Here is a 13,812-nt window from a genome sequence, read left to right as displayed (position 1 = left end):
TCTTAACTGTAATTCGGGAAGAGTGACTTGGGGAAAAAGGACCCGGTCGTTGGGATGGGGCCAAACTACGGCCGGGCCACCGTTTTTCGGGGGCCGGGGAGCCAACTGTGGCTCGCCCAACGGGGTCAATATGATGCGTATATTCCTCTAGAAAGAGGAATGGTGCCCGTGGTGATGGTGATGCTTCGACTCAGACGCGCAGGGCCCGGCCAGGCGACCCGCTACGGGGGCGGCCAGATGGCTGGAGGGGCTCAGGAAAAGCGCGGAGGATGGCATACGGGGCTTAGAGTAGCGGGGCAAAGGTAAGCGCACCAGCCAGAGATGAAAACTTTTTCACAGAAATTTTACCTTAAAAGCAGGACCTTTACGTTTTCTGCACCCTGCTAACCGTATTTCTGGCACCATTGTTTCGGAGTGCCTTGCTCCGAGGGTGTTTTTCGTCCCGGTTGTCTGCCTCACCTGTTGATCTTCTCTATGCTTAATCTTCGGCTATCGGCTCTTTACTGGGGATTGGGCCTAAGCCTGGCCTGCGCCCCTAACCTGGTACAGGCCCAGACTACGCCCGCGCCCACCCCAGCTCCACTGCCGGCATCCCCAGCCACGCCGGCGCCCACTACCGTTTCGCCGACTACTACTGCGCCGGTAGCTCCCGCTACGCCTTCCCAACCAACCGCTGCACCAGTACCGGCTACGGCGGGCAGCACCGCGCCCAACGGCATGGCAGCCCCGGCTGCCGGCGTGCCCACCGTGCAGCTGCCGCTGCCCCAGGCCAGTCCGCGCGCGTTGGTTTCCCAGGGATTCGGCCTGACGGAAGTGACGGTGGATTACCACTCGCCCGCCGTGCGCAACCGCACCGTGTGGGGTGGCCTGGTGCCTTATGACCAGGTCTGGCGGGCGGGAGCCAACGAAAACACACTCATCCGCTTCTCCACCCCAGTGCTGCTGCGCGGGCAGTTGGTGCCGGCCGGGCAGTACTCGTTCTACGTAGTACCCCACCAGGACCGAGACTGGGAGCTGACCCTGAACCGCGTGACCACCCACTGGGGCGCCGAGGGCTACGACCAGCGCGAGGACATCATCCGGGTGCCGGTGATGCCCGAAACCGCGCCCTATCACGAAAACCTGCTCTACTGGTTTTCCGACATCAAAGCCACCGGCGCCCACCTCAACCTGACCTGGGAGAAGCGCACCCTCACGCTGCCCATCGAGACGGAAGTGCACAAGCAGGTACTGGCTGGCATTGAGCAGGTGTTGCAGCAGCAGCCCAACGACTGGCAGCTACTGGCCCAGGCCGCCGACTACCTGGTGCAGAACAACATCCAGCCGGAGCGTGCCCTCACCTGGATCAATGAGTCGCTGAAGCTACAGGACGCGGCTACCAATAACTGGATTAAAGCGCGTTTGCTGGCCCAGCAGCAGGATTTCGGCACGGCCATCGTGTACGCCCGCAAGGCCATCAAGCTCGGCGACAAGGAAGATACCACCTTCAAAACCCAGCTCCCCACCATGCGCATCGCCCTCACCGAGTGGCAGGCTAAGGCGTATTAGGCAGTCAAAGGGAAGAAGTCAACAGTAAAAGCGCCTACGTCTCATCAGGAAGACGTAGGCGCTTTTACTGTTGACTTCCTCCCTTTTAACTTGTCTCTCTCCCTTTCGATTTTTCTCATGGATGCACTGCTAGCCATTTGCCGCGCTATTCACCCGGTTTCTGCGGATCTGGAAGCGGCCCTGCACCGGCAGGTGCGCCGCGAAACGGCTCCGGCCCACACGTATCTGCTGGAACCGGGCCACACGGCGCACCGGCTGTATTTCGTGGAACAGGGGCTGGTACGCGGCTTTTCGCTCCGGGAAGGCAAAGAATCGACTTCGTGGTTTATGCAGGAAGGGCACTTCATCATTTCCATCCTGAGCTTTTTCTCCCGGCAACCATCCCACGAGTACGTGCAGGCCCTCTCCGACTGCGTGCTCTGGTCACTGAGCCACGAGCAGCTGCAGCGGCTGTACCAGGAGTTTCCGGAATTCAACTTTATTGGCCGCGTGCTCACGGAGCAGTACTACGTACTCAGCGAGCAACGGGCGCTGCACCTGCGCATGCTGCCGGCCGCCGAGCGGTACGAGCTGCTGCTGCGCGACTTCCCGGGCATTGCGCAGCGGGTGCCCCTCAAGCTGCTGGCCTCGCACCTGGGCCTCACTCCCGAAACCCTGAGCCGCCTGCGTGCCCGCCGTTCTTGACAAATATCAACAGAAGTGTGCCCCGCCCGGGGGACTTTTGACGCATGGTTTCACCACGCTAACGCCCTTGACCGGCTGCTCTTCTGATGCACTTACTCATTGCTACCCTCCTGGCGGCCGGCTTGCTGACCGGCAACGTCGTGCTGGGTTATTACTCCGCCCCAACCGAAATCCTGCTCACGCCCCTGGTGGTGGTAGCCACCACCCTGCTGCTGGTGCCAGCCAATGCAAGCGACCCAAGCCCTTACTTAGCGCCACGCTGGCCGCATTGCTGATTTGCGCGCACGATGCCGGCGTGAAGCTGTACGGCGGCGGCGCCCACGATCTGGCGGGGCAGGGCTTTATTCATGCCTTTCTGTTTTTTGGCCTATTCCCCACGTATCTGCTGCTGTTGCACCGGGTGAGCCAGGTGACAGGCATTTCTGCCAGGAATAAAAGGGCGGCTTACCTCGTGTTTCCGCTGGTGCTGGCGGTGCATCTGACCCTGTTCGGCTGGCTGGGCGTGAACCGGTAGCCCAACATATTTCCTTCGTAAGCATATCAACTCGATAAGCGTGTAAAATTCAGTGTGGCTCCTGGTTATAACAACTACAAAAAAGTCCCGCCAGACAATCTGGCGGGACTTTTTTGTGCAGATTTTCTCGTTCACTTACATCAGAACCGGGCAATAACGCGCAGGTTCACGAGGCGGCGCGAGAGGAAGTTGGGCACGGAATAGATGCGGCCGTTCAGGTCCTGAATGTAGTTGTAGCCGGCCAGGTTATCCGCCCCGAGGATGTTGAGCACTTCCAGGCTCATCCACAGGGTTTTGAGCTGCACGGTGCGGCCGTTGGCTTCTTCTACCGCCGTGCGCAGGCTCAAGACTTTGGTAAAGCCCAGATCCACGCGCTTATAGGAGCGGGTGAGCTTACTGGTCCCTCGCAAATCGGGGGCATCGGGCGGGCTGTACGGCAGGCCGGTGCCGAATACCAGGTTCACGTAGCCCTTCACCGAGGGGTTACCGGGCAGGTTATCCTGCAGAAACACGCCCAGATTCAGCCGCTGGTCGGAGGGCCGGCGGATGTAGCCTTTCGGTTCCCGGCCGGTCACGTTGCCCGCCGCATCAAAGGTATTAATGGAGTCGCCGGCCAGGTTTTCGCGGGTGGTCAGCACGCCCAGACTAAACCACGACTCGGTGCCGGGAATGAACTCCCCACTCACCCGCGCATCCACCCCGGCGGCGTAGGCGCGGGCATCGTTGTTGGCCTGGTAGCGTAGGCGCACATTGTCGATGTCGTAAGGCACCACGTCGGTGAGGTATTTGTAGTAGGCCTCACCGGTGAAGCGGAACGGTCGGTTCCACTGGGTAAACCGCAGCTCATTGCCCACAATAAAATGCAAGGAGCGTTGGGCCCGCAGCGCCAGGTTCAACTGGCCTTCCTGGTCCTGGGGCGCACCGGTCTGGAAGCGCAACTCCCGGTAGAAGGGCGGCTGATGGTACACGCCCACGGCCGCCTTCCAGGCCAGGCGCGGGTTGCGGGCGCTGGTGAAGGCATACTGCACCCGGGGACTGAAGGTGGTTTGCCGGTTTACCGTCCAGTAGCTCACGCGCCCGCCGTAGGTGAGCGTACGCAGCGAGTCAAACCGGACGGTGTGCTGCAGGTATCCCTGGGTGCGGGTGCTTTCTAGGTTCAGGCCGGATACCAGCCGGGTGCGGCGCGCATCGGGCACGAAATCCGCCGAATCGACGAAGCTATACTCGTTCAATTCGTCCTGAATTCGCTCCCGGCCCACTTTCAGGCCCCAGCGCACGGTGCTCCGCTCGCCCGGCGTCCAGGTGCCCCGGGTTTCCAGGGTGGCAATGCGGGCGGTTAGGTTGTTACGCGAGTGCTGAAACCGTGACCCGATGCCGCGCCGGTTCACATCGTTACCGAACTCGGTTGAGTTCTGGTCCCGGTTGATTTCGGCAATGCTGTAGGCAGCTTCCACGTCGCGGTACTCAAACTCACGCGAGTACACCAGGCCGCCAAGCAGCTCCAGCCGCAGGTTGCGCAGCGCATCATGGCGTAGGTTCAGGCCGCCTTGGTACATATCGTACTGCATTCGCTCCCGGCCCGCATACCCGATGTAGAGGCGGGAAAGCTGGTTGGTAGCGGTACTGAACGTACTTTCTCCGCTCTCGGGGTTGAAGCGAAAATCGTTGTGGGCAAAGGTGTTGAAAACGCCCAGCGAGGTACGTTCCAGGTTATCCTTCGGCCCCAGATTCACCGTAATTAGGCTCTGCCCGTCGTAGAACGTGGGGTTGTAGCCGCCCTGCTGCTGTTGCAGCGAGTTGAACACGTAGGTGGCGTTTTTGTAGCGCAACCCGGCCAGGTAGCTGACCCGCCGGTTGGCCGAGGCTGCCTCGGCGTGGGCCGTGCCGCCCACCAGGCTGGCCGTGGCCGAGCCAGCAAACCGGCCCGGCTGCTTGTAGGTGATATCCAGCACTGAGGACAGTTTGTCGCCGTACTTGGGCTGCCAGCCCCCGGTCGAAAACTCAATGGTATTTACCAGATCGGGGTTGATGAAGCTCAGGCCCTCCTGGGCGGCGGCCGTCACCAAAAACGGCCGGTACACCTCAAAGCCGTTCACGTACACCAGGTTTTCCTCGTAGTTGCCGCCCCGTACCGAGTAGGTGCTAGTCAGCTCGTTGGTGCTGGCCACGCCGGGCAGGGTTTTCAAAATGGCCGAGAAGTCGCCGAAGGGCGAGGGAATTTCCTTGGCCGTGCGCGGCTCCAGCTGCAGAATACTCACCTGCTCGCGGGTATCGGTCACGTCGGAACGGCCGCGCACGGTCACGTTGCCCAGGGCGCGGCTGTCTTCCTGCAGCGTCAGGGTCAGCTCGCGCTGGCTGTCGAGGTTGAGGGTGGCACGCTCGGTGCGGAAGCCCAGCCGCCTGATGACCAGCACCGGGGCCTTCCCGCCAAGGGGCCGCACCACGTTCAGGGCGAAGCGGCCCCGGTCGTCGGTGCTGGTGCCGCCGGGCATGCCCTCCACGCCCACCGCCACCTGCCCCAGCGGCTGGCCGGCCGCGTCGCGCACGGTGCCGGTTACCAGCACCCGCGCCGTCTGAACGGGTTGTTGGGCACGGGCCGGACTCAGGCCCGCCGCGAGGGCCCCGGCCAGCGCTACCGGTACGGGAGAAAGCAGCAGCCGCAGCCACAGCGCAGGAACCACCGACGAAACGCGAAGAGGTGCGGGCATGCGCGGGCGCTAGTTATAGTCTTCGGTAGCGGCCGAGGTGGCCAGCTGCTCGCGCATGCGGGCCAGGGTAGCCACCGGGTCGGGCGAGCTGAATACGAAGGAGCCGGCTACCAGCACGTCGGCCCCGGCTTCTACCAGCGCCCCGGCGTTGTCGAGGGTCACGCCGCCGTCAATTTCAATGAGGGCTTCCGAGCCCGAGTCCACCAGCATCTCTTTCAACACGGCCACCTTGCGGAGCGTGTTCGGAATAAACGCCTGCCCCCCAAACCCGGGGTTTACCGACATAATGCACACTAAATCGAGGTCGGCGGCAATATCGGCGAGCAGGTGCACGGGCGTGTGCGGGTTCAGGGCCACGCCGGCCCGGCAGCCCAGCTGCTTGATTTGCTGAATGACGCGGTGCAGGTGAGTGCAGGCTTCGTAGTGCACCGTGATGTTGGCCGCGCCCGCGTCACGGAAAGCACTGAGGTAGTGCTGGGGCTCCTCAATCATGAGGTGCACATCGATGGGCTGCTTAGCGTGGCGGTGCACAGCCTGCAGCACCGGAATGCCAAAGGAAATATTGGGCACGAACCGGCCGTCCATCACGTCGAAATGCAGCCAGTCGGCGGCAGAGCCGGCCAGCCGCTCGGTTTCAAATTGCAGATTGCCAAAATCGGCGGCGAGAAGCGAAGGGGCCAGCAGCGGGGCCATACGACGGGTCGGATTCATACCGCGAAAGTAACTGAATAACGGAGGATAGTGTAGCCCGGCGGCGGAATAGCCCGGCGGCGGCCCGGCCGGTGGACGCCCGGCCCAGGGCCCCAACGCGCCTACCACCCCGGTTCGTACCGACAAACGCAAAAAAACCGGCCGCTACCCTGGGGGCAGCGGCCGGTTTTTTTGTATAACTGAGAGCTTAGAAGTGAGAACTTAGAGCTTAGAAGCCAGACGAATAAGAACTACAGCAGCATCGGGCCCCGTGAAGTTCGCGTATCCAGGCTCTAACATCTGACTTCTAAGCTCTCACATCTAAGTTCTCACTTGGTAGCGGGCTCCTTTTCCCAGGCGCGCCAGTCGAGCTTGCCGTCCTCGGTTTTGCGCAGGAACACGGTTTTGTCGTCATCGGCGCGCTTGCCGAAGGTCACGTCGCCCCGGCAGTCGAGGCACTTGAGGCTGGTGTACTTGAACTTATCCTGGGCCACGCGGGCGGTGAGGTCGAGGTTATCGGAACCACAGAGGCCACACTTCGGCACGTCGGGAAAGCTGAGCCGGTCGTACTCGGCCACCACTTCGTGGAAATTGGCGCCCTGCACCGTAAAGTGAAACTGCCGACGCCCGAGGCGCTTGGTGACCATCATTTGCAACATGGGAGAGAAATGGTAAGAGTGAATAAAACGAAACCAGGGTTTCAGACTAGCAACAATGGCCGCCGGGAAATCATTGCCAATTTACTAATTTTATTTGCAATTATTCAGCCAATATGAATAGCAAATCATTCTTTTGTCTGCCTTCAAGATACGCAGCCCGGCTTTTCCACGCATAAAAAAAGCAGACCTCCCAGCCTGCTTTTTTTAATGTTGCTTTTACCCACTTATCAGAGTTTCACGAACCGTACGGTTCGCTGTTCACGCCGGTTGCTGACGGTGCAGGTGTATACGCCTTTGGTGAGGACGCCCGGCTGCAGGCGCACAGCGGCGGCCGTAGTAGGCGCAATCTGCTGCTCCGACACCAAGGCTCCGCGCGCATCATAGATGCGCACCTGCAACGGCGTGGCCTGGAAGTCAACGGCTAGCTGCAGGTACAGCTCGTCGTCCTTGCTGGGGTTGGGGTAAATCAGCAGGTCCTGGCGCGGGGCGGGCGGGGCAGCGGCCAGCGGCGTGCCGGGGTTAGCCAGGTTATAGGCCCGCACGAAGTTGGGAATACCGTAGCCGATATCGTCGTTGGGGGTGGTGGCGCGGGTACCGGAACGCTGCAAGAAGCTGATGACCTGCTGGGCCGTGAGCGTGGGGTTGGCCTGCCAGAATCCCGCCACCAGCCCGGCCAGCACCGGGCAGGAGTATGAGGTACCGTTGCCCCGAATCACGGCACCGCCCGGTGATACAATGGCCGTCTGCACGCCCATAGCGGCCAGATTTGGCTTGATGCGCCCATCAGCTGTAGGGCCCCGGGAGCTGAAACCGGCCACCACGGCCAGCGAGTCGGTAGCCCCTACGGTCAGAATGGAGTCGGCGTCGGCGGGGGCGGTGATGTAACGCCAGCTGCCGTTGCCCTCGTTGCCGGCCGAGCTGACGACCACCATCCCCACGCGGGCCGCTACCGTGGCCGCCCGCGTGGAAAGAGCCGTGCGCCCGTTCATGGTGGCGTAGCTGTAATCAATGGAGGGGAAGTCGAAGGTGCTGTAGCCCAGCGAGGAGCTAATCACGTCTACGCCGGCCGAGTCGGCCTTTTCGGCGGCAATCAGCCAGTTGGCTTCCTCAATGGGGTGCTCCGAGGATACGTCCTCGGTGATGAACAGCCGGAAAGTGGCCTTGGGCGCGGTACCGATGTACAGCCCGGTTTCGTTGCCACCGATGGTAGACAGGCAGTGCGTGCCGTGACTGTCACGCAGAAAGACGTTGGTGGATTTATCCACCACGTTGAACGTGCCGGCCAGCCGGTTTTCCTGGGTGATGGAACGGAAGGCAGAAGCCGAATTTACGCCCGGAAAGCCGCCATCGAATACGGCAATCTGCATGCCTTCGCCCCGGAAGCCGGCATCGTGCATCTGCACGGCCCCGACCATCTGGGCCTGGGTGAAGGCCTTGCCGTACTGGCTGCGGGTGCCCCGCTCCTGATCGAGCGTTCCATTGGCATCCTCGCCTTTGGGTTTGCGGGTGCCGGGCAGGCCCCGGTTCAGCGTTTGGGCCGAGCGCACGCAGGGCAGCGCCTGCACCTGTTGCAGCGTGGCCGAGTCGCAGGCCACAATGGCCGCGTTAAACCAGCGCGAGGTGTACCAGAGCTGCGCCCCGGCCACGGCCTTCACCTGCTGCACGTAAGCGGGCGAAACCGGCAAATCGCGCGGCAGAACGACAATATTCTGCCGTTGCCGCCGCTGAATGGCGCGGGCGGAAAGGAAGGCCTGCGGGTTGGCCACGGTATAGGGCGTTCCGGCTTTATCTTTAAAATAAATCAGGTGCTTGCGCACCGTGCCGGTGGTTTTGGCAACCGGAGCAGCCGGCGGATTCTGCGGGTCCGAATCGGCCAGCAAAGGAAGCACGGCCGTCAGGCTCAGACCGGTAGTCAGGAAGAGGCGGGATAGAATCATTCGAAACGCGAATAGACGTGCCGGAAGATACAAACGAATCCGGCAAATACATCCGTTCTGGCAGCAGGGGCCAAATCCGACACCCGACTAAACGCGCAACGCCCCGCCGAAACGCGCAATTCCGGCGGGGCGTTGTGGCTCCTGAAAGTAGCAGTTACTTGCCGCTTTCAATCAGTACCTCACTACGCGACTGGCCCTGGTAGTTCAGGCTGGGGTTGCAGCCCAAGGTACCGGTATTATCGCAGTGAAAAAACCGGCGGCGCACCCGGTACACAGGGCCGGTACCGGCGGCGAAAGTGGTGCGCAGAATGGTAGTGTAGGCCGCGTTGGCTTCAACGGCTACATCGTTGATAGTCGTGACCGTATTCTCGTAGGCGTAGGTTTTGCCGTTCCGGGTAAGGCTCAGCGGCTGACCTACGTTGCGGTAGAAGCGGTTCTCAGCAATGATGGTATCCTGGGCGTTGAAGGCGTTGATATTCCAAACTTTGCCTTCCGCCACCGGAAATACCAACTCCACGCTGCGGCGGTTATTGCGCTGCTCCGTCACGGTCTGGCGGCCAACCGTCACCGTCAGCACAGAGTCTACGGCCCAGGCATCCGTGGCCGTGGCGCGGCGCGAGCGAACAACGCGGTACGCGGGCTGACCAGTGGCATCGGGGCTCAGCTCGGCTTCTACCTGCTCCCGGAACTGGAAGCGGCTGGCCGTGGGCGCATTATTGCGCCAGGTGGTATCGGCCACGTCGTAGATGCGGTAGGTGCCTACTGCCAGCGGGTAATACTCGGGGCCGGGGTTAGGCAGCACTTCCGTCTCGTTCTGGCAGCCGGCTACGGCCACGGCCAGCAGCACTGCCGACCCCAGCCGGCCGGCCGCGCTGCGGAGGGTCGGAAAATAAGCAGCATAGTTCTGTTTCATAGAAAGCAATTAACGCCCTGAAAGTACCACGGGTTTAGGAAGAATCCACGGTCCAGCCGCCGCCTCAACGTACAAACGGCCCGGACAAGTGCCCGGGCCGCTGACTTATTCCGGCCGCCTAGCGCACGGCCACTGCCTCGGAAGGCTCTGGGATTTCGCCGATAGTATGGCGCTCGATCCAGCCGCCACCCAGCACGTCGTTGCCGTCGTAGAATACGGCGGCCTGGCCGGGCGTCACGGCGTGCACCGCTTCCTCGAAATACACGTAGATTTTGTCGCCCTTCTGCTCTAGGAAGGCCGGGGAGCCGTCGTGGTTGTAGCGGATTTTGGTGGTACTGGGCACTAGACCCCGGCCCTCCAAAGAGGCGAATTTGCCCATATTGAGCTTGCCCACCACGGTGCGGGTGCTGGCCAGATCATCGAAGTTGCCGAGCACTACGCGGTTGGTTTCGGGGTCGATGGCCGTTACGTAGGCCGGGAAGCCCAGGGCCACGCCCAGCCCCTTGCGCTGCCCGATGGTGTAGAACGGGTAGCCCTCGTGCTTGCCGATAACCGTGCCGTCGCGCAGTACAAACTCGCCGCCGGCTACGCGCTCCTCCAGGCCTGGCACCCGGCGGCGCAGGAAGCCGCGGTAGTCGTTGTCGGGAATAAAGCAGATTTCGTAGCTCTCCGGCTTGTTTACCAGTTCGGTGAAGCCCCGCTCGCGGGCAAAGTCGTAGATGGCCGTTTTGCGCAGCTGACCCAGCGGGAACAGCGTGCGGGCCAGGCTTTCCTGCGTGACGCCCCACAGGGCATAACTCTGGTCCTTGTTGTCGTCGAGGCCTTTGCTGATGACGTAGCGGCCGTTTTCCTCGCGCACCTGGGCGTAGTGGCCGGTGGCAATGAACTCGCAGCCCAGCTGGTCGGCACGGCGCAGCAGAGCATCCCACTTGATGTGGGTGTTGCAGAGTACGCAGGGGTTGGGGGTGCGCCCGGCCAGATATTCCTCGGTGAAGTTGCTGATGACGAAGTCGCCGAATTCGTCGCGGATGTCGATGATGTAGTGCGGGAAGCCCAGCTCCACGGCAATCTGGCGGGCATCGTTGATGCTGTCGAGGGAGCAGCAGCCGGTTTCCTTCTTGCTGCCGCCCGCCGAGGCGTAATCCCAGGTTTTCATGGTCATCCCGACCACTTCGTACCCCTGCTCGTGGAGCATCACGGCTGCCACGGAGCTGTCGATGCCGCCGCTCATAGCGACGAGCACCCGTCCTTTCGTTGTATTCATACGTGAATCAAATTGCGCCCGAAGCGTGAAAGGTTCCGGCCGAATGGGCAAAGGTACGAAAGAGGGAGTGGTGAATGGTTGAATTGTCATTGCGAGGCCAAAGGCCGTGGCAATCCTTCTCTCACGCAGTCTGAATCCTTACGTAATTCCAAAGCCCCTGACGCCAGCGCAAACGTCAGGGGCTTTGGGGTTCGTTGCGGCCGGGCTCCCTGAGAAGGACAGATTGCTTCGCTCCGCTCGCAATGACAGCTCACCCATCCAACAATTTCCCGCAGAAGTCCCGATTATTGCAGCGGCAACGGCGGTAGCGCCGGGCCTGGTTTCCTTCAATTTCCTTTGCTATGTCTTTGTTAGTTCCCGTGATGGTGCGCGGCATCAATAATTTGTCCGATGCCCGCTACTGCGCCGGTATGGGGGCCGATTCGCTTACTTTCCGCCTCGACCCCTCCTTTGCCGATTACCTCACCCCGCAGGCCGTGCAGGAACTCAGCGGCTGGGTGGCGGGCGTGCAGCTTATCGGCGAGTTCGACACGCTGCCCGTGGCCGAAATCAATGCCCTGGTGCAGCAATGCGGCCTTCACGCCGTGCTGCTGCACCGCCGCCGCACCGCCGAGGAGCTGGCGCAGCTGACGGTACCCGCCCTCAAGCTCACGCCCTGGGTGCAGGACATGATGCCCGAAGACGTGGAGCTGCGCTTCCGCGAGCAGGCTCCGCACTACCTGGGTTTCGTACTGGCTACGCCGCCCTCGCCCTTGCCCAACGCCACCGAGCTGCTGCGCCTCACCGAGCAGGCCCGCACCTATCCGGTCTGGCTTGGGGCCGGTTTTGCCCCTGATACACTGCGCAACTTCGTGGAAAAAGTACGTCCCGCCGGCATTGTGCTACAAGGCGGCGACGAAATCAAGCCCGGCCTGCGCGACTTCGACGAAATGGAAGCCGTATTTGAGCAGCTGGAAGAAGAATAAGCGCCTCACAGCCCCCGAATGAAATAGCAGCGCCCCGAAAGTGTATTTTCGGGGCGTTGCTGTTTTCAGGCGTCAGGCCATCACCGTCAGCAGCGAGAGGATGGGCTGCGTGAGGTTCGGCGGGCCCTGCCGTTGCAGGTACCGGACGGCTTCGGCCGGGGGTAGGCTTTTGGTGAACAGCCGCCAAGCCACGGCCCCGTCCAGCGTAATGCTGGCCGCTACCGGCCTCATATAGTCCTGGCCCAACTCCCAGCCGGCCGGGGTACGCCGCAAAAACCACGTACTGGGCGCGGGTCCCGTAAGCTGTACCCGCACCACCGTGCCCAGTTCGGCGGCCACACTGCGGTAGTGGTGCGGCAGGGCCTGAGCGCAGGTGGTCAGAAACGGCTCGTATAGCGGCGGTTCCAACAAAGGTCCCTCCTGCCCCACGGCCTGCCGGATCTGCTGCTGGTGATGCCACTTCTCGGTGTACTCGCGGGCAATGTGAAAGTGGTTGGTCGATTCTGCTTCGCCGGCCCAGGCCACCGCAAACGCGGCCGGCGCAGTGGGCTCCAGGGTGCGCAGAAACTCGTTGTACCGGGGGCCGACCATGGCCAGCAGCTCCAGCAGCACGGGCGGACTCAGCCGCTGCCCGGCCGCTACCCAGGAGTTGTTAAGCGCATTGAGGTGGCCCACTACATCGGCATACTCGCCACTGGCCGGGCCGGGGCTGGCGAAGTGCCCGTCGCGCAGCATGGACAGGCTGCGGAGGCTACCATCGAGCAAGTGCAGCGCCACGGCCTGCACGTTCCAGCCGGGCGCCAGCGTGGGCCGTTGCCAGTCGGCCGGACTGAGGCTGCGCAGTACGTCCAGCAGCAGCTCGTCGAGCACCGGGAACAGCGGCAGGGTATCAGGAACAGAAACGGGCAGCATAAACAGGAAACCGGAGAAAGACAGAAAAGCAGCGTACTCCAGGGTAGAGCCACCGTCGTTGCCCTTGTACTCCGAAGCTGTGCTTTGGCCCGCGGCAGCGGATACTCAAGACGCAACCACAGAGCATCACTCTCTGCCCGCGAGCCGAAGCATAGCTTCGGAGTACAAGGGCAACGACGGCCGAAACGCGTTTTAGCTCACTTGGAACTGCAGGTACTTGATGGGCACGCCGACGGAGCGGTATTTGCGCTCGAAGGTGGTTTGGATGTCCTCAGCGTGGGGCAGCAGCTCGGGCGTGGCGTACAGGTCCTTGGTGTGGGCCAGGATGGTAGCGCCGGGGCGCTGCTGCACGATTTCGAGGGAGTAGTCGAACAGGTCCTCGTTGTCGGTTTTGAGGTGAATCAGGCCGCCAGGGCGCAGAATCTGCTGGTACAGGTTGAGGAAGCGCGGGTAGGTCAGGCGGCGCTTGATATCCCGGTCGCGGGGGCGCGGATCGGGGAAGGTAATCCAGATTTCGTGCAGCTCGCCGGGGGCAAAATGCGTGAGCAGATCGTGGGCGCGGGTGCGCACCCAGCCGACGTTCTGCAGGCCCCTTTCCTCGGCCCGGGCGTTACCCCGCCAGATCCGGTCACCCTTGATATCGAGGCCCAGGAAGTTGCGCTCGGGGTAGCGCTCGGCCAGGCCCACGGTATACTCGCCCTTGCCGCAGCCCACTTCCAGGGTAATCGGGTTCGGGTTCTGGAAAAAAGCCTCGTGCCAGCGGCCACCGAGCTGCTGGTAGGTGTCTTTCCCGGGTTCTACCACACTGGCCCGTTCGGCATTTTCGGCAAAGCGCTTCAGTTTAACTCGACTCACTGGATTGATATTTTCGTTTTTTGGTTGTTCGGTTGTTGGCTACCGTTGTCATCCTGAGCCTGCGAAGGAGCTTACTGCGCCAGCGCGGCAACTGCCCGGTAGTACTCCTGACGTAGTAAGGTCCTTTGCAGGCTCAGGATGACAACGGTAGCCAGAAATACAC

Annotated in this window: 13 protein-coding genes; 5 read left to right on the top strand and 8 right to left on the bottom strand. The window is 61.9% G+C overall.

The window, feature by feature from the left end; genetic code table 11:
* The first annotated feature begins 474 nt into the window (after positions 1-474).
* The 4 genes from EI293_RS20015 (at position 475) to EI293_RS20000 (ending at position 2,746) form a co-directional block, all read left to right on the top strand.
* Positions 475-1,548: a DUF2911 domain-containing protein gene (locus tag EI293_RS20015; RefSeq protein WP_125440325.1), complete on the top strand. Its 1,074-nt coding sequence runs from the start codon at positions 475-477 to the stop codon at positions 1,546-1,548.
* A gap of 117 nt (positions 1,549-1,665) precedes the next feature.
* Complete coding sequence (locus EI293_RS20010; RefSeq protein ID WP_125440324.1) at positions 1,666-2,232, top strand: Crp/Fnr family transcriptional regulator; 567 nt, start codon at positions 1,666-1,668, stop codon at positions 2,230-2,232.
* Positions 2,233-2,318: 86 nt separating this feature from the next.
* Positions 2,319-2,507: a hypothetical protein gene (locus EI293_RS20005; RefSeq protein ID WP_125440323.1), complete on the top strand. Its 189-nt coding sequence runs from the start codon at positions 2,319-2,321 to the stop codon at positions 2,505-2,507.
* On the top strand, positions 2,501-2,746 hold the full coding sequence (locus EI293_RS20000; protein WP_125440322.1) for a hypothetical protein: 246 nt from the start codon (positions 2,501-2,503) through the stop codon (positions 2,744-2,746). Before EI293_RS20005 ends, EI293_RS20000 begins: the two co-directional genes overlap by 7 nt.
* 140 nt (positions 2,747-2,886) lie before the next feature.
* On the opposite strand, the gene EI293_RS19995 is transcribed toward EI293_RS20000, so the two are convergent.
* The 6 genes from EI293_RS19995 to mnmA all read right to left on the bottom strand — a co-directional run bounded on the left by EI293_RS19995 (position 2,887) and on the right by mnmA (position 10,917).
* Positions 2,887-5,454: a TonB-dependent receptor gene (locus tag EI293_RS19995; RefSeq protein ID WP_125440321.1), complete on the bottom strand. Its 2,568-nt coding sequence runs from the start codon at positions 5,452-5,454 to the stop codon at positions 2,887-2,889.
* A gap of 9 nt (positions 5,455-5,463) precedes the next feature.
* On the bottom strand, positions 5,464-6,147 hold the full coding sequence (gene rpe, locus EI293_RS19990; protein ID WP_125440420.1) for a ribulose-phosphate 3-epimerase: 684 nt from the start codon (positions 6,145-6,147) through the stop codon (positions 5,464-5,466).
* 326 nt (positions 6,148-6,473) lie between these two features.
* Positions 6,474-6,803 carry a hypothetical protein gene (locus tag EI293_RS19985; protein WP_148103287.1) on the bottom strand — a complete coding sequence of 110 codons (330 nt, stop codon included), beginning with the start codon at positions 6,801-6,803 and terminating at the stop codon, positions 6,474-6,476.
* A gap of 227 nt (positions 6,804-7,030) precedes the next feature.
* A complete protein-coding gene (locus EI293_RS19980; protein WP_125440319.1) occupies positions 7,031-8,740 on the bottom strand; it encodes a S8 family serine peptidase in 1,710 nt (569 codons plus the stop codon).
* A 154-nt stretch (positions 8,741-8,894) separates the two neighbouring features.
* Complete coding sequence (locus tag EI293_RS19975) at positions 8,895-9,653, bottom strand: hypothetical protein (RefSeq protein WP_125440318.1); 759 nt, start codon at positions 9,651-9,653, stop codon at positions 8,895-8,897.
* Between the two features lie 118 nt (positions 9,654-9,771).
* Positions 9,772-10,917, bottom strand: coding sequence for a tRNA 2-thiouridine(34) synthase MnmA (gene mnmA / locus EI293_RS19970; protein ID WP_125440317.1), 1,146 nt, complete (start codon positions 10,915-10,917; stop codon positions 9,772-9,774).
* A gap of 341 nt (positions 10,918-11,258) precedes the next feature.
* On the opposite strand from mnmA, the gene trpF reads away from it, so the two are divergent.
* Positions 11,259-11,882 (top strand): phosphoribosylanthranilate isomerase, encoded by a 624-nt coding sequence (trpF, locus tag EI293_RS19965; protein ID WP_125440316.1) that lies wholly within the window; start codon positions 11,259-11,261, stop codon positions 11,880-11,882.
* A gap of 72 nt (positions 11,883-11,954) precedes the next feature.
* On the opposite strand, the gene EI293_RS19960 is transcribed toward trpF, so the two are convergent.
* Both EI293_RS19960 and trmB read right to left on the bottom strand, forming a co-directional pair.
* Positions 11,955-12,794, bottom strand: a complete 840-nt coding sequence (locus EI293_RS19960; RefSeq protein WP_125440315.1) for a maleylpyruvate isomerase N-terminal domain-containing protein — start codon at positions 12,792-12,794, stop codon at positions 11,955-11,957.
* Between the two features lie 192 nt (positions 12,795-12,986).
* Positions 12,987-13,649 carry a tRNA (guanosine(46)-N7)-methyltransferase TrmB gene (gene trmB, locus EI293_RS19955; protein WP_125440314.1) on the bottom strand — a complete coding sequence of 221 codons (663 nt, stop codon included), beginning with the start codon at positions 13,647-13,649 and terminating at the stop codon, positions 12,987-12,989.
* Between the last annotated feature and the right edge of the window lie 163 nt (positions 13,650-13,812).

This window comes from Hymenobacter perfusus (assembly GCF_003944765.1).
Lineage (GTDB): Bacteria > Bacteroidota > Bacteroidia > Cytophagales > Hymenobacteraceae > Hymenobacter > Hymenobacter perfusus.
Note: the sequence above shows the minus strand (reverse complement) of the source record. Positions and strands in the feature narration are given on the sequence as shown.